12 protein-coding genes and 4 pseudogenes are annotated in these 15774 nt (G+C 61.2%); 7 read left to right on the forward strand and 9 right to left on the reverse strand.

What is annotated here, in order from left to right; translation table 11 throughout:
* Positions 1 to 120: 120 nt before the first annotated feature.
* The 3 genes and pseudogenes from BN2476_RS39395 to BN2476_RS39410 all read left to right on the forward strand — a co-directional run bounded on the left by BN2476_RS39395 (position 121) and on the right by BN2476_RS39410 (position 2968).
* Positions 121 to 1598 (forward strand): annotated as a pseudogene (locus BN2476_RS39395) (ISNCY family transposase).
* A 695-nt stretch (positions 1599 to 2293) separates the two neighbouring features.
* Positions 2294 to 2380: pseudogene (locus BN2476_RS47515) on the forward strand (2-hydroxycarboxylate transporter family protein); the annotation flags it as partial.
* Positions 2381 to 2638: 258 nt separating this feature from the next.
* On the forward strand, positions 2639 to 2968 hold the full coding sequence (locus BN2476_RS39410) for a DUF3579 domain-containing protein (protein ID WP_087739590.1): 330 nt from the start codon (positions 2639 to 2641) through the stop codon (positions 2966 to 2968).
* 302 nt (positions 2969 to 3270) lie between these two features.
* On the opposite strand, the gene BN2476_RS39415 is transcribed toward BN2476_RS39410, so the two are convergent.
* A complete protein-coding gene (locus tag BN2476_RS39415; protein ID WP_143811153.1) occupies positions 3271 to 3510 on the reverse strand; it encodes a YncE family protein in 240 nt (79 codons plus the stop codon).
* 217 nt (positions 3511 to 3727) lie between these two features.
* Positions 3728 to 3892, reverse strand: coding sequence for a hypothetical protein (locus BN2476_RS46820; RefSeq protein ID WP_218274589.1), 165 nt, complete (start codon positions 3890 to 3892; stop codon positions 3728 to 3730).
* Between the two features lie 65 nt (positions 3893 to 3957).
* Here BN2476_RS46820 and BN2476_RS46020 point away from each other — a divergent pair, with 65 nt between their 5' ends.
* The gene (locus BN2476_RS46020) at positions 3958 to 4314 is read left to right on the forward strand and encodes a hypothetical protein (protein WP_143811154.1); all 357 of its coding nucleotides are present in this window, start codon (positions 3958 to 3960) and stop codon (positions 4312 to 4314) included.
* 69 nt (positions 4315 to 4383) lie between these two features.
* Here the strand turns inward: BN2476_RS46020 and BN2476_RS39420 are convergent, their stop codons facing one another.
* The 3 genes and pseudogenes from BN2476_RS39420 to tnpA form a co-directional block, all read right to left on the reverse strand.
* Entirely contained in the window at positions 4384 to 5196 is an 813-nt protein-coding gene (locus BN2476_RS39420) for an EAL domain-containing protein (RefSeq protein WP_087739592.1), read from the reverse strand.
* A 99-nt stretch (positions 5197 to 5295) separates the two neighbouring features.
* A pseudogene (locus BN2476_RS39425) lies at positions 5296 to 5649 on the reverse strand (acetyl-CoA C-acetyltransferase); the annotation flags it as partial.
* Between the two features lie 5 nt (positions 5650 to 5654).
* Positions 5655 to 6110: pseudogene (gene tnpA, locus BN2476_RS39430) on the reverse strand (IS66-like element accessory protein TnpA); the annotation flags it as partial.
* 841 nt (positions 6111 to 6951) lie between these two features.
* Between tnpA and BN2476_RS46825 the strand changes: the two are divergent.
* Both BN2476_RS46825 and BN2476_RS39445 read left to right on the forward strand, forming a co-directional pair.
* Positions 6952 to 7152, forward strand: coding sequence for a hypothetical protein (locus BN2476_RS46825; RefSeq protein WP_160111839.1), 201 nt, complete (start codon positions 6952 to 6954; stop codon positions 7150 to 7152).
* Entirely contained in the window at positions 7149 to 7739 is a 591-nt protein-coding gene (locus BN2476_RS39445) for a MarR family winged helix-turn-helix transcriptional regulator (RefSeq protein ID WP_087739594.1), read from the forward strand. Before BN2476_RS46825 ends, BN2476_RS39445 begins: the two co-directional genes overlap by 4 nt.
* Positions 7740 to 7815: 76 nt before the next feature.
* Here BN2476_RS39445 and BN2476_RS39450 read toward each other — a convergent pair whose 3' ends face one another.
* The 4 genes from BN2476_RS39450 to BN2476_RS39465 form a co-directional block, all read right to left on the reverse strand.
* A complete protein-coding gene (locus tag BN2476_RS39450; protein WP_087739595.1) occupies positions 7816 to 8784 on the reverse strand; it encodes a PDR/VanB family oxidoreductase in 969 nt (322 codons plus the stop codon).
* Positions 8785 to 8984: 200 nt separating this feature from the next.
* Positions 8985 to 10805, reverse strand: coding sequence for an acyl-CoA dehydrogenase C-terminal domain-containing protein (locus BN2476_RS39455; protein WP_087739596.1), 1821 nt, complete (start codon positions 10803 to 10805; stop codon positions 8985 to 8987).
* A 2-nt stretch (positions 10806 to 10807) separates the two neighbouring features.
* Complete coding sequence (locus tag BN2476_RS39460) at positions 10808 to 12481, reverse strand: 3-hydroxyacyl-CoA dehydrogenase NAD-binding domain-containing protein (RefSeq protein ID WP_087739597.1); 1674 nt, start codon at positions 12479 to 12481, stop codon at positions 10808 to 10810.
* Positions 12482 to 12486: 5 nt separating this feature from the next.
* On the reverse strand, positions 12487 to 13656 hold the full coding sequence (locus BN2476_RS39465; RefSeq protein WP_087739598.1) for a thiolase domain-containing protein: 1170 nt from the start codon (positions 13654 to 13656) through the stop codon (positions 12487 to 12489).
* A gap of 242 nt (positions 13657 to 13898) precedes the next feature.
* On the opposite strand from BN2476_RS39465, the gene BN2476_RS39470 reads away from it, so the two are divergent.
* A complete protein-coding gene (locus tag BN2476_RS39470; RefSeq protein ID WP_087739599.1) occupies positions 13899 to 15746 on the forward strand; it encodes an AMP-binding protein in 1848 nt (615 codons plus the stop codon).
* The last annotated feature ends 28 nt before the right edge of the window (positions 15747 to 15774 follow it).

Consider the following 15774-nt stretch of genomic DNA (forward strand, 5'->3'; position numbering starts at 1 on the left):
CGAAAAGGACGGATACCCCAAATGGGAGGCGACCATATAAGAAATGTCGGGTTTCCGCTAAATAGAAATGTCGTGTTCCGGGTAGGTTGAGCGCCGGACAGCCATCAGGGAGCGCCGGCGATGAACGCGACTGGGACGATCACGATGACGATGCGCGAGCTGGACCGGTACAAGGTGATTCAGGCCGTGGCCGATGGTGTGCTCAGGCCGTGGCGTGCCGCCGAACGGCTCGGACTGACGACACGACAGATCCGGCGGCTGGTGGGCCGGCTGCAGGAGCACGGCCCAGGTGGTCTCGTATCCGGCCGGCGCTCGAAGCCGAGCAACAACCGGCTGGACGCAGCGACGGCCGACCGGGTGCTGGCGATCATCGTGAGCGCTACGCCGATTTCGGGCCGACGCTGGCCTGCGAGAAGCTGTACGAGTGCCACGGCATCCGCCTCGCGAAGGAAACGGTGCGCCGGCTGATGACGGATGCCGGGCTGTGGGTGCCGCGCCGGCAGCGTCCGCCGAAGGTGTACCAGCCGCGCGCGAGGCGCGCATGCCTGGGCGAACTGGTCCAGATCGACGGCAGCGAGCATGCGTGGTTCGAGCAGCACGCACCGCAATGCACCCTGTTGGTGTACGTCGATGATGCGACGAGCCGGCTGATGCACCTGCACTTCACGGCGAGCGAATCGACGTTCAGCTACTTCGAGGCCACGCGCGCGTATATCGAGCGTTACGGCAAGCCCGGCGCGTTCTACAGCGACAAGGCGAGCGTGTTCCGCAATACATCGTCTGGCAGGACGGGCAACCGTGTGACGCACTTCGGCCGGGCGATGTATGAACTGAACATCGACACGTTCTGCGCGAACTCGAGTTCGGCCAAGGGGCGCGTGGAGCGCGCGCACCTGACGCTGCAGGATCGCCTCGTGAAGGAGCTGCGCCTGCGCGGGATCTGCACGGTGATCGACGCCAACGCGTACGCACCCTGCTTCATCGCTGCCTATAACGCGCGCTTCGCGAAGCCGCCCAGGAGCACGTTCGACGCACACCGGCCGCTGCGTGACGATGAGGATCTCGATCTGCTGCTGACGTGGCGCGAGCCGCGCCGTGTCACAAAGTCGCTCACGGTGCAGTACGACCGGGTCATGTACCTGCTGGAGGACACGCCGGATAACCGCAGGCTGGTTCACCGTTATATCGACGTGTGGGAGTACCCGGACGGGCGCATCGAAATCCGGGCGGATGGCCGGGTATTGCCCTGCCGGCAGTACGACCGGCTGGCGGAAACCGATCAGGGCGCGGTGGTCGAGCACAAGCGCCTGGCTCACGTGCTGCAGGTCGCGCAGGCGGTTCAGGCACAGCGCGACAACCGGCGGGCATCCGGCTCCCCTTCGCGCACGAACCAGGGCATCGAAGTGCGCAAGCCCGGGCGCCCACCGGGTACAAGGAAACAGCGCGAGGTCACGCAGGCCGACGTCGAGCACGTGGTCGTGGAACTCTCGCAACGCAGAACGGCGCCGCCGCACAAACCTGGCCGGCGGTCTGCAAGGGACAGCGGAACAGGCGTAAGCGCCTTGCCGGTTCAGGCGCCATCCTTCGACACTGCGTGAGCTGAAACCCTGAGAGACAGATTTCCAACCTCGCAAAAGCGGACATTTGAACTTGGCTGGAACCCGGGCATCGAAATCTGGCGAATTTGAATGGCCAGTTGCGTTGGAGCGCTAATGAAAAGGCATTTATTTTCCTCACCGTATTCTCGCGCACCAGTGTGCCGAGAGAATGTTCAACGTGGCTCGACGTTCCTTGAAGCATTCGCGGAACATCTTGGTCTTACGGCACCTCCGTTTCAGCAAATTTTGTCCGAATCCAAATCCCGCCAAGCCCTGGGTACGCGAGGCGCTGCGCGATCGGTCAGGGTTTAGACCATCGTCGGGGTCCGGGTGGTGCCATCTGGTGAGCTTGCATTTCAACGACACATGGGGAGGCAAACCGGACGATGGTAGTGAATGGCTGGAATGTCAGCCAAGTCTCGGCGCAGATGCTGAATTCTCAGAACAACGCGGGCCGCCCATATTCGCTCAATCGATAAAACGTCCATTAAATCAGCATATTAGCTGTGATGTGCGCGGCTTTGAATTCTGGCATAGCCCTTGCTCAAGAGGTGTCCACTGGCCGCCAAGGCCATCAAATGCGCGACGCCTCGATGCAGTCCGCGCACGCAAATCAAGGAGACATGCGCTTTGCAAACCATTTCGCACGCCCTGACCCATTCGAGGCGAGATATCGATGGCGATCGCCGTGCTCGCTGATGCCGTTCGCGCAGATCACCCCGCGTATTGGCGGCGCGATCGTCGTCACGCTGACGCTGATCCTGCTTGCGCATTTCGGTTGATGCTGTCACGCCCCAAGTGAGGCGACAGCGTGGCGCCATCCGTCATTGGGTACCAATGAGATTGAACGCGCGCGTAGGACCGCGCTCTCGATGAGATCGACGAGGCCGGCGCCCACCGGCCGGAGCTTCACGCGGCGAGCCTCAACAGCGAACTCGACCGCTTCGAGATGATGCAGATTGCCGCGCGGGATGCGCAAGACGAAGAGATTGACAAGTAACGACTCGACAGATAATCGGCAACGGGAGCGCAGCGCAAGCATGGATCGCATCAGACTGACCAGGCAAGACGATATCGAAGGCTATTTGATCAGGGGCATCACGCATCGACGGAATGTGTTCCGGCCCGGCGACTGGACAGAGCGGCTGATGGGCGTCATCACGCTGTTCGTCGGTGAAAAGCGGCCGGGTTTTCACGTTGCATCGACGCACCTCGCGATGCCCGTCATCGATGCCGGCATCCGATGCCTTTTCGTTTGCGCCGAATTGCGTGATATCTGTCCGGGCGCATTCGACTTCGTTATTCGCTTTGCGGAAGACAACGAGTTGCCCGTGAACTTTTGCACCGCGCCTTTGTTCTCCGCGCGCTGAGCCTGGCGCCCTGCACTAACGCCTTTCTTGTCTCTTTCTATTTACGCGCAGAAGCGAGTCCGTCTGGCGCAGGAAGCGGAGCAGACCGATCTCGCCGACGTTCTCGTCATGCGCGTCGCGCAGCGGCAGTTTCCCCAAAAGTTTTTTTAACGAGGTCGTCCTAACCTAACGATGCGTGCGCAGATCGACGAGCGTGTGCTGCAGCTCCTCGTCGACGATGTCATTGCGTCCCGCGCTGATCGGAATGCCTTGCTCGTAGAGTGGTGCTCTCGGATCAGTCCTGGCTGCGCTCGCCGCGCAAATCAGATCACTTTCGAGACGTCTGGCTCGCGCTGCGTACGGATGTACGCCTCGAAGCGCCTCGTTTGCGTATCGAACAATCCCACGCGGTCATCGTCCTGCAACACGAATGCGATGCCTCTCGCGTGATCGAACGACAAGGCGATCGCTCGCGCGGACATCGGGACATGGTCGGTCTCTTCGAGGGTGTCTGGATTGACGAGGGACAGGCTGCGCTCGCCGTAATTCGTGACGATGAGCATGTCGTCGCTCCAGCGGTGAATGCGCGTGAGGTCGTCACGCGAAGCCGCTGAGTGGCGCGTTTGCATTGTCCCCGTATCAATTGCGCTCAGCGCGTGTTGCTCCAGCGGTTGCTGACAAACAGTGTGCGCTCGTCGCTACTGAGACAGCAGCCCTCCGGCTTCTCCCCTGGATGACATGCCACAGGAAGCGCCAGAGGATCCCATGGGCGGACTTTTCTCACAGTAACGGCCCCAGCAGGTTGCGGATGCGGTGATTATCGTCGGTGAGCGTTTCACATACGCTGGCTGGGTGACTTGCCGGCGGCCTGTCTGTGACGCGCAGGAAGAAGGTCAGCTCGATGGTACGGGTCGACGCCTTGAGTTTGCAGACCCGAACGATCATCGTCACTCTCACCGCATCGTACTTCCCCAGCTCCTGCGCGTACCGTATCCCTGGTTCGTCGCCTTGTGATCATCGAAGAAGGCTTGTTCGCCGCCTCGCCTGCTGCAATCACAAGCGCTTCATCGTTCCGTACTGCTTTCCACGTTTTCTTTTCGGTGGATCGGACGCTGCCGGTACTGCTGCATCTCTACTTCTGCGGCATTTGTCCGACCTCACTCGAGGGTATCAACCTGCGCGACACCTTCGACTTTCCGATTGCCGACTGCGCGGAGCGACTCATGCCAAGCCTGAATCCCAGCATGCTATTCCTTTCTAAGCGCACCGGCTCCAGGCGATGCCCGGGATGCGCATTTCTTCCCTTGCTGGACAGCGTTAAAGAGAATTCACGTTCAGCTGATTGTCAACGTGTATTGTCATCCTGATGAGTTGACGCTTTATTGTATAGACACCGTCTCCTCGAGACACGCCTGCCTGCTCCAGAGCCACGAATGTTAAGCCGACTGGGTATCGATCAATGCCGCGGCCTTCTCCAACAACATAGGGCGGGCAAACAAATAGCCTTGCACCATTTTGATGTCCAAAGACCGCAGCATGGCCAGTTCGGCGGCAGTCTCAACGCCCTCAGCGATGAGGACGCTATCCGTCTCCCTGGCAAAGACGAACATTGCCGATGTCAGGGCACGCTTGCTCGAGTCGTCTTCGATGCCACGAATCAGACTTGCGTCAAGCTTGATGAGATCGGGATGCAGGCGCAGGACATGACGCATGCTGGCGAAACCCGCACCGGCGTCATCAACCGCGACGCGTACTGACGCCGCCCTGAGCGGCGCAAGGGCTTCGATTAACGCCCCATAGTCCGCCACATGACTATGTTCCGTGAGTTCCAGCACCACACGCCCGCCCGGCATTCCTCTCAAAACCCTGGTGAGCTCGCCGCACAAAATGGTGTCAGGGGAAACATTGACGGCCACGTAAGCCGGTTGAAGTCGTGGTAACCCTTCCAGTGCCTGGCGAATTGCAGCGAGCTCAAGCTCTTTTCCCAGACCGACTTTCGCGGCGCTCGCAAACCATTCGTCTGGCGACCCATGACGGAAGCGGGCAAGCGCTTCGAAGCCGATCACGTGTTCATCGTCCAGCGAATAGACAGGCTGATACACGACCGACAGTTCATGGTTGGTCAGGACCTGGCGTATGCGTGCGACCATTTCGTCATGCTCGTGGGTGGCGTCCCACTCACGCTCGACAGCGGCGGCCACTTCCTTCAGAGCTTCGACTGCCTCCTGCTGACCGGCTGCTAGACGCAACGATTCGCGCCTCTTGCGGGCGCGTAAGACACTGCGAGTAAGTCACGACGCGTTCGCCGGCGCAGACGCGTGAAGTTTCGAACAATGCGTAATGACGAATCAGGGCCGCTCGAGCGCGAGCGCCACGCCCATGCCGCCGTCGATACACAGCGAGGCCAGACCCCGCTTCGCGTCGCGCTTCTGCATTTCGTGCAGCAGCGTGACGAGAATACGGCAGCCCGATGCGCCGATCGGATGGCCGATCGCGATTGCGCCGCCGTTCACGTTGACCTTCGACGTGTCCCAGCCCATCTGCTTGTGCACAGCCAGCGCCTGCGCGGCGAACGCCTCGTTGATTTCCATCAGGTCGAGATCGTTCACGCTCCAGACAGCGGCGCGATGCCTGCCCGGAAGTCGATTGGCTCGCGGTACAGGAACACCTTCAGATCGGCCTCGAAGTGAAACATCAGTGCCCGTCTCAATGCCGCGATCATGGCGAACATGAGGGCGGCGTCGTGCTCCGAGCATTCAAGCTCCAGCTTCACGCCATTGGGCAACTGGGCCGACAGCCATGCTGATGTCGGCGACCGCGAAGACAGATGCGACGACTGATGTTGTTGCTGCGCGCGTGCAGAGAGCATCGAAGCAGGCGCCGGTGCGGGATTGGCGATCGCGACGACCGGCACAAACGCCGACGCTGAAGCGGCCATGTCGTTGTTGCTCACGGGCATTTCCGCCTGCCGATGCAGCCGAACCCATTTACGCAGCTGGTTGGCGTTCACCCCTGCCTTCAGCGCCAGACCAGACAATGACGCACCCGGCTGCTGGCAAGCCTCGATCAGTCGCCGCTTGTCCATAGGATGGAAGCTGCGCTTGCCATCCACCCCAACGCGTGTCACCCGCAAAGGCAAAAATGAAAGGGCATCCTGGGTCATAAATTGCGTCCGCAAGTTGTTTGCGGACGCAATCGTGGATCTTGCTCGACGCAAAAGCTAGGTGGGGGAAATCGCACGCTTACGCCGCTTTATGTCATGGCCGGGGTATAGCGGTAGTGTTCCGTTTGCTTCGCAGTTCATTTTGGGCTTCTCATCGTAATTGAGACCCTGTATATCTTCGTCTGTTCACGACCACTGGTCGTGCTGCTGAAATTGACTCCGACCCAGGATGGTCCCTTAAAGTTCTATCCCTTACAGGCAAACCAGTCAGAGGGCTGATTCGGTCTTTAGCCTCCGAGTGCTTCGGCCAGACCCTCGTCGATCTTCGAGACGTCGATTGTCAGGCGTGTGCTATCGGGCGGAAATACACACCACGAGCCGTCGTCGTGCCTAAAGAAATCAAAGTCGAAGTTCCTTGATGAACCTCTCGCCTGGTCGCAGACATATCGCCACTGCTTGCGACGGGTATGGCTAAACCGCGTCACCCGCGCGCATGCAGCTAACTCGGCGCCTAGCCATTTTTCCACTAGGGATCGCAAGGAAGCCTCGCGAAAACTCATCGTGCATCACCATTCATACGCTCTTGACGCATTGGACACGCCAACGCCGCGGTCTTTGAAGCCTTTCGCATTGTGTGGGTGTTTCGATAGCTGCTCGCAAAAGAGCCGCGAAACCCCTGCATCTGACAAGGACGCGCTGTCGTGGGCGATCCTCCAGCGCGTTTCGCCCCCGCGCAGATGTATGTCAACTCAAACTCCGCTATACGATGCGTCATATCGGAAGCTCGTCGTTCGACTTTTCGTCGGCGCCTCGACTGCGGCCGTCTGGCGGTCCGAATTGCGTGATCGAAGGTTTCATCTGTGGCGACGTGACGGTGGTCGACGCTTACAAACCAGCTACCATCCGCAAAACACCACCGAATGCGTCGTTCCTCCACCAGGCCACCAAACCATCTCCAGATATCCTCATCCTCGGCATTGGCCGCGTTCGCAGCGCTTTGCCGGACATGTTTTGCGAAATCCAACAGTTCCTCCATCAATGAAAGTGACCGGCCATTCCGGAGTTCAAACGCTTTCCATGCTCGTTATCGTCACCAAAACGACGTTATACTCACCACATCCAACGCTCGGGCTGAGCCCGAACCGCAAGACAACACGTGGGAATCCGATGTCCGTTAGCGCTCGCACCTTCTTCTATATCCAGCAAGTCGAGCAATTGATTCGTCGTAGACTCGACGAATGTCTGCTGGCCATCGACATTACGGCTGGTCAATACATGGTCCTGAACCTGATTGCGCACCACGAGCCCATATCGTCGGCCGATCTGGCGCGCAAGACGATGATGACGGCGCAGTCGATGGGCGAGTTCATTCGGGCGCTTGAGGCTAAAAAACTCGTCGAACGGCAATCGACCCAGCTCAACAAGCGCACCATGCTGATTTCGTCGACTGCAGCTGGACGTAAGGTTCTCATCCGGTGCGAATCGAAAATCGACGAAGCCGAACGTGACTTCTTCAGTTGCCTCAGCGGTGAAGACGTCGCCAGCCTGCGCATCCTGATGAGCCGGGTGCGCAGCGCACAACTCGGAAAGCACGCCAAGGAAATCGACTCAACAACGCCTTCCATCTGACAATGCACCAGACTGACGGTGTCTGCGCGCAGCACGTCAGTCAATCCGTCTTCGGCCTTTCTAATCGATGTGACGTTTACGCATCCAACGTCAACACGGGCGTCGCGCTGCGCGAGCAGCAGATGAGCATGCTTTGCCCGGCAGTTCGAGCTTCAGTGGACAACAGGCTGTCTCGATGATCCGGCGTCCCGCCCAGAACACGCGTCTCGCAGAGCCCGCAGGCACCCTGCATGCAGCCAAACGGCACGTCGATGCCATTTTCAAGCAGCACGTCGAGAATCGAGCTGTCAGGCGGAACTTCGAATGACTGACCTGATTTCGCCAACACAACCGTGAACTCCTGACTGGCACCCTCATGTTGCGCAGGCGCGAACCGCTCCAGATGTACGGTTTCCACGGGCCGGCCTGCAGTTGCCGCCTCGAACGCGCCGAGCATCGACTGAGGGCCGCAGCAGTATACGTGTGCGTTGCTCGGGATTTCGCGAAGGACCGTGGCGATATCCAATCGTTGTCCGCCAGGTTCGTTGTCGAAATAAGCATGGAGTTCGCCATTAGGCGAAGCCTCAGAAAATCGTTCGATATCCGATATATAGGCTGCGCGGCCGTGGTCACGCGCCGCGTAGTGCAGCACCCACGAGCGTCCCAGTGTTTCGAGCCGTTGCACCATAGACCAGAGCGGCGTAATACCAATGCCACCTGCGATTAGTACGCTCAGGCTCGCGTCCTCTACGAGCGGGAACAAATTGCGAGGCACGCCAATCTGCAAAACGTCGCCGACGCGCAGCGTTTCGTGAATATGCCGCGACCCGCCGCGGCTGCTGGCGTCCTTCGCGACTGCTATTTCATAGCGTTTCGGCGTGCCGTCCCAGCGTACGACGGAGTAGCTGCGCGAGAGCTTCCCGTTCAGGTTGACATCGATATGCGACCCGGCGTCTGCAGCGGGCAAGTCGCGTCCGTCCAGCGCTTCCAGCACGACGCTAACGACGCTGTCCGCCAGCAAGGCCATCGATTTGACGCGGACATTGGTCAGCGGTAATTCGCTCATAAAATACCTGATTCGTTCATAGGGTAAACAAAATCATCGACTCGGCGACGAGTGCGCACCGCGCGCCCTGACTGCAGCCCGGTGTTCGCTGATCCAAACCGATGCTGCGTTCGCCAAGCTCACGCCGCGCCCAAGACGCGAACCCCGGCGTGCTCGGCACGCAACATGCCGAGGTTCGCGAACGCAGATAGACCGCGTTATCAAATCCAGTCGTCGGGCATGGAAAGAAGACTGTCGTTGCCACATTCGATGCGCCGACACATAGCTTCCAGCAGCGGCATCTGTCTCTGCATCCACGCCTTTGCCAATGCCAGCTTGGTCGCGCGTGTGGTCTCGTCGACGTACCGGCATCTCGTGCCGTCGAGTACTATCGCGGCGATTTCACCCCAGGTCCAACCGACGTACAAGATACCCATTGCGGTGAGAACATCGTATGAAGCGGCGTCGACGCGGCCGTAGTTCGCGGAGCCGTCTGTATTCAGCCATGCAAAGGACTTGCTCAGGCGTTGCAGTCCGTCGTCCAGCGGCACTGTATACGGCTTGAGTTGCACATCATCTGAGTGACGTTCGATGAAATCGGAGATCGCTCGCGCAAAGTGTTTCCATGGGCGACCTTCGTGCGAGAACAGCTTGCGGTGTACAAGGTCAGTGGCCTGAATTCCGTTTGCGCCTTCGTAAAGCTGACCGACTCTGGCATTACGCACGAACTGTTCGATGCCGTAGTCCTTGATATAGCCGTGTCCGCCGAGCACCTGCTGGCACGCGACTGCGGCGTCGAAGCCGCGGTCAGTAAAGAATGCTTTCATCACGGGAGTCAGGATGTCGAGCATGTCGGCGGCTGCCTGTCGTTCCTCCGCGTCGGGTGCCGACTGGGCAATCGACTGCCACATCGCCGCTCGCATGGCGCCAGCGCGCGCGCCCTCGGCGAAAGAGCGTGCTTCGAGCAACAGGCGCCGCACGTCGGCATGCGCGATGATCGGGTCCGCCACTTTCAGCGGGTCGCGCAGCTTCGGGCCCGCACGCCCCGAGCGCCGTTCGCGCGCATAGTCCGCCGCGTTTTGCCGCGCAATTTCTGCGTAACCGACCCCGGACACAGCTGTGCCCACGCGGGCGTAGTTCATCAGGTGAAACATCGGCGCCATGTTGGCCGCCGTGCCGCGGCCGCCCGTCTCGCCAATGCGCCATGCCACCGCACTTTCGAAATCGAGTGCACAGGTCGCGCTGCCCTCGATGCCCATCTTGTGCTCGATGGAGCGTGCAAAGACGTTGTTGAGCTCGCCCGGATCGCCGGTGTGCGGATCGATGATCCGCTTGGACACCATAAAGACGTGCACCGACGAAAGGTCGGCCGGTACGCGTCCTTCCGCGTCAGGCACCTTGGCGAGCACGATGTGAACGATGTTGTCAGCCATGTCGTGATCGCCACCGGATATGAAAATCTTGCGTCCGGTGATCCGCCACGTCCCGTCAGGCTGGCATGTCGCGCGTGTCGAAATCTGTCGCAGATCGGTGCCCGCTTGCGGTTCCGTCATGCACATCGTCGCGGTCCAGTCGCCGTCCGAGAGGCGCGGCACGACATGACGCTTGATCCATTCCGGCGCAAGCGCGGCCAGCATGCTGGCCGCCGGCGCACAAAAACTGCTGTACATCGAGAACGATTGGCCAGTGGATGCCCGCATCTCCGACAATGGCACCGACATCACGGGCGGCAGTCCGGCCCCGCCCAACGCTTCTGCGAGGCTCAGTCGGTGCCAGCCCGCTTCGCGATACGCATCCCAGGCGGCCTTGAAGCCGTTGGGCGTGCGAACCTGTCCATCGTGAAACTGGGCGCCCTGGCTGTCGCCGGGTTGATTGAGCGGATGCAGCACCTCCTCGTGAAATTGAGCGGCGGCTTCGAGGACGGCCGAAGTCAGATCGGGAGTGAGCTCGGCAAAGCCGGGCACCTGCTTGCGTTCCTCCACCCGCAGGAAGTCGTGAAGAATGAAGAGCCAGTCTTTGACTGGCGCGCGATAAGTCGGCATGGTTAGCGTGATGTTCTGACGTTGGAGATGCGTTCCGAAGCCTCGGCGAGCTGCACGAGCAGTTCCGCCGGCCGGAAAAGGTCGCCATGGCGAGCGCGAAGCGCGGTGAGTTTCGTAACGACGGATTGGAGTTCGAGCATGTCGGCGTAGTACATGGGGCCGCCTTTCCAGTCCGGCCAACCATAGCCGAGCTGCCAGATGAGATCGATGTCGCTGGCACGCTCGACGATGCCTTCGGCGAGCAGTTTTGCGCCCTCGTTGATCATCAGCAGGATCAGGCGGTCGTGAACTTCTTCGTCCGAAATCACACGTCGCTCGATGCCCTCGACGCGCGAAGCTTCCTCGATCAACGCCGTCACCTCCGGATCCACGAGCGGCCGCCGCTTTCCTGGCTCATAGCGGTAATAGCCGCGCCCGGCGCGCTGCCCGGTACGGCCGCGCGCATGCAGCTGCTCGATGAGCCAGTCTTTCTCCCCTGCCCGCTGGCGCGCGCGGAAAGTCAGCTCTATCCCGCCAGCCATGTCCTGCAGCTCGAACGTTCCCATCGGCAGGCCGAGCTTGCGTAGCACACGATCGATCTGGTCAGGCAGCGCACCTTCGAGCAGCAGACGGGCGGCCTGGCGCTCGCGGGCGATCATCATGCGATTACCCGCGAAACCGTCGCACACGCCAACCACGATCGCGACCTTGCCGATCGACGAGGCGAGATTCCGCGCGGCATCCAGTGTCTCAATCGATGTCGACGATGTGCGGACCACCTCGATGAGTCGCATTACGTTCGCGGGATTGAAGAAATGAAGCCCGACGACGGAATGCGGACGTTGCGTCGCGGCCGCAATCAGGTTGATGTCGAGAGTGGATGTATTGGTCGCAAGCAACGCCTCGGGCGCCGCGTGTCGATCGATTTGAGCAAACAGTTGCTGCTTGAGCGCCAGGTCTTCCCATACGGCTTCGATTACCACGTCGGCCGTTGCGATCTCCGCCATGTCCTGACCGGACGTCAAGCGTGCGAGCCGGGCATCGCGCTCGACTGGGGCAAGACGCCCGCGCTCTACATCGCGCCCGTACGACTCGCGGACCCGCTCCATCGCGACGGCAAGCGACGCTTCCGACTGATCGATCAGGTGCACCGAAAGGCCGCCCGCCAACACGGCCATTGCAATGCCGACACCCATGTTGCCGGCGCCGATCACCACGGCGCGACGGAACACACGCTCGCTGCGTAGCGCCTGCGCTTCCAGCTCCGCGCGTGCCGCTTGCGAATACGTCCTCGCGGCCTCGGCGCGAGGTGTGGTGAAGACGGGCACGTGCTGCCCATCGTGCGTCGGCACGAAATGCAGCGTAACCGGGTCGCCAATGTTCAGAGAGTTAACGTCCGCGTCGAGGATCACGGAATTCAGACGCAACCCTTCTTCCGTTTCGATAATGACCGGCGCCGTCGGCCGGGGGCTACGCTCGACGATCGAATACGAATAGATCGTGCCGCGCCCCGACAAACGCCGCCACGACAATTCCCGGCTGCCGCAGAACGGGCAATGCATTCTTGGGTAGTAGTGCAGCGTGTCACAGGCATTGCAATGCTTCGCTTGCAGGATTCCTAAACGTGTCGCCTCCCAGAAAGGTTCGTCGCCGGGAAACAAGACGGGTGCCGGAGGAAATCCCCGATTCTGTTTCATGTTGTTTACTCCGCTGCCAGAATTAAGGTGCCCGCCGCGTGCGTGCCAGCCAGATTGCCGCCCGTGCCGTGCGCCAGCACGAACTCGTGGCGCGCCACCTGGACAGCCGGATGCGCCTCGCCTCGACATTGCCGCACGGCTTCGAGGATCTTCGTCATTCCGCCTTTGTTGCCCGGGTGGTTGTTGCACAAGCCGCCGCCATCCGTGTTGAATGGCAGGCGGCCCTCGCCTGCGATCAGGTTGCCATCGGCGGCGAACCACCCGCCCTTCCCTTTGGCGCAAAACCCGAGGTCTTCGAGCTGCACGATCACCGTAATCGTGAAGCTGTCGTACAACGACGCATAGCCGATGTCCGCCGGAGTGATGCCGGCCTCGGCAAACGCGGCCGCCCCGGAACGTGCGCCGGCCGAGGTCAGTAGATCGATACGTCCGCCATCGGGGTGTTTCACCGCCGTGCCCGTCCCGATGACCTTGACCTTGGGGCGCGCCAGTCGCTTCGCGATTTCCGGGCGCGTGACGACCACGGCGCCACCGCCATCCGTCACGACACAACAATCGAGACGGTGCAGCGGATCGGCGACGAGCGGCGAATCGAGCACATCCCGCACCGACACGACTTCGCGGTGCACGGCGTTCGGGTTGTGCCGGGCATGATGCGAGGCTGCGACGCGGACCCAGGCGAGCTGCTCAGGCGTCGTGCCGAATTCATGCATATGGCGCCGTGCCACCATCGCGTACCCATACATCGGATGCGGTGGCACTGCGGCCTGGAACGGCAGGTTCGGCATCGTGTCGCGATCGACGCCGGCGAGCTTCGTGCCCGCACCTGCCGCGAGCGGACGATCAGCCATCGTGATCAGCGCCACATTGCAATGCCCGGCCGCGATTGCCTCCACCGCGTGCGCGACGTGCAAGAGATACGCCGAGCCGCCCGATTCCGTGGTGTCGACATGACGCAGATTGCGCAGGCCGATGTATTCGGCCATCGTGAGGGCCCCGAGCCCGGGCGCGTCGGCGCCGCAAAAATAGCCGTCGACGTCATCAAGCGACAATCCAGCGTCTTCCAGTGCGCCGAGCGCGACGTCCGCATGCATCTGGGCGGTCGACAGGCCCTCGGCCCGGCGAACAGGATGTTCGTAGATCCCCGCGATATATGCGGCGCCTTGGATACTCATGGTGAAGAATCCCTCCGTGGTAAGCGCGCGACATCGAACCAGTGTTAGCCGGCGTGTCGCGCTTTGAGGTGCAATACATCCGATATAGTAAGGCTACCTTATATCATGCATCGCGAAGGAACTCCAAAAAACGAGGTAGTAGGGTTTGTACCATGTGGATTCAGCCCTGAAACATATATAAGGTAGCCTTATTACGTGATCCGGTCGTGCGGTTGCTCGATCTCTGAGATGCTTTCTTGAACATGATTGCCAAGTTCCCTTTCATCAATCTGCCCTTCCTCGAGCGCAACCTCGAGGTCGTCGAGCGAGACGACGGCGCGGTGCTTATGCGCAGCAAGGTGCCGCTCGGTCCCGTCGAGGCGCATCTGCCAGCCGTGCTGAGGCGTCGTGCGCTGGAACGTCCCGAGCGGCCATGGCTGAAACAGCGCTGCCCGCAGACGGGCGACTGGCGCACGCTCAGCTACGGCGAGGCCGCCCGCCAGGTCGACGCCGCGACCCAATGGTTGCTGTCGCAACGTCTCGACGGACGCAACCTGATGGTGCTGAGCGGCAACACCCTGGAACATGCGGTCATCGAACTCGCCGCCATGCAGGCGCGCATGCCTTATGTGCCGGTGACCCCCGCCTATTCGCTGCTGAGCACCGATTACGCCAAGCTCAAGGCGATGGTCGCCTTGATCAAGCCCGCAGTGATCTTCGTGCAGAGCGCGAGCCAGTTCCGTGCGGCGCTGCACGCCGTCGATTCATGTGACGCGCGCGTCATTTACGTCGACGATCCGGCGGATGACGTCGACGCCACGGCGTGGCAAGCGGTTCTCGCCACGCCAGTCGGCCCGGAGGTGCAGGCGTCGATCGACATCATTACGCACGATACGGTCGGCAAGTACCTGTTCACATCGGGCTCGACGGGCGAGCCCAAGGCCGTGCCCGTCACGCAGCGCATGCTTTGCGTATCGATGGCCATGCACGCGCAGACTGTGGGCCACGATCCCGTCGCTCCGGAACCAGTGCTGCTCGAATGGCTACCGTGGAGCCACGTGGCCGGCGGCACGGCGATCTTCAACAGCATCCTGAACGATGGCGGGACGATGTACATCGACGACGGACGCCCCGTGCCCGGCGAGTTCGCGAAGACGCTGCGCAACCTCGAGGAGGTTTCGCCGACCCGCTTCAGCAGCGTGCCCGCAGGCTACGCCATGCTTGCGGATGCGCTGGAAGCGGACGAGACGCTCGGCCAGCAGTTTTTCCGGCGCCTGCGCCGCCTCACCTCGTCCGGCGCCAAGCTACCTGACAGTCTCTACGAACGTCTGCAAACCCAGGCCGTCCGCCACCTTGGGCACCGCATTCCGTTCGTGGCCAGCTATGGCTCGACCGAGACGTGCGCCGCCACCACGGTGGTGCATTGGCCTACCGGGCAGGCCGGGCTGGTTGGCCTTCCGCAGCCTGGCGTCGAGCTGAAGCTGGTGCCGCTCGATGAAGAACGCTATGAAATCCGCGCGCGTGCCGCCTCTGTCATGGCGGGCTATCTGCAACAGCCGGAGCTGACACGACTCGCCTTCGACGACGAAGGTTATTACCGTCTGGGCGACGCTGTGACCTTCGTGGACCGGACAAAACCGGAGGAAGGACTCGCCTTTGCCGGTCGCGTCGCTGAAGAATTCAAACTGCAGTCGGGCATCTTCGTGCGTGTCGGCACGCTGCGCGTCGAGGTGATCAGCAGCACCGCCCCCCTGCTGCGCGACGTGGTCGTCGCGGGCGCCGATCTGCCTTATGTGGCGCTTCTCGCATGGCCGAATCCGGAAGCATGTCAGGAACGTTTCGGCCTGCGCGACGCGCAGGCTCTTTCCTGCCACGCGCCATTTCACGACGCGCTGCGTGAATCGCTGCTGCGGCACAACGGACGTCACACCGGTAGCAGCATGCGCATACGCCGTGTGATGCTGTTGAGCGAACCGCCGTCGAGCGATGGCAGTGAGATCACCGACAAGGGCTATATCAATCAGCGGGCCGTGCTCGCGCGGCGGGCGAGCGCAGTCGCAGCGCTATACGCGGACAAGCCCGACGCCAACGTCGTGACAATCGAAGCGTAGTGTCCTGAAGAGATTTTTTTCCAACAAA

The organism is Paraburkholderia piptadeniae (assembly GCF_900007165.1).
Taxonomy (GTDB): Bacteria; Pseudomonadota; Gammaproteobacteria; order Burkholderiales; family Burkholderiaceae; genus Paraburkholderia; species Paraburkholderia piptadeniae.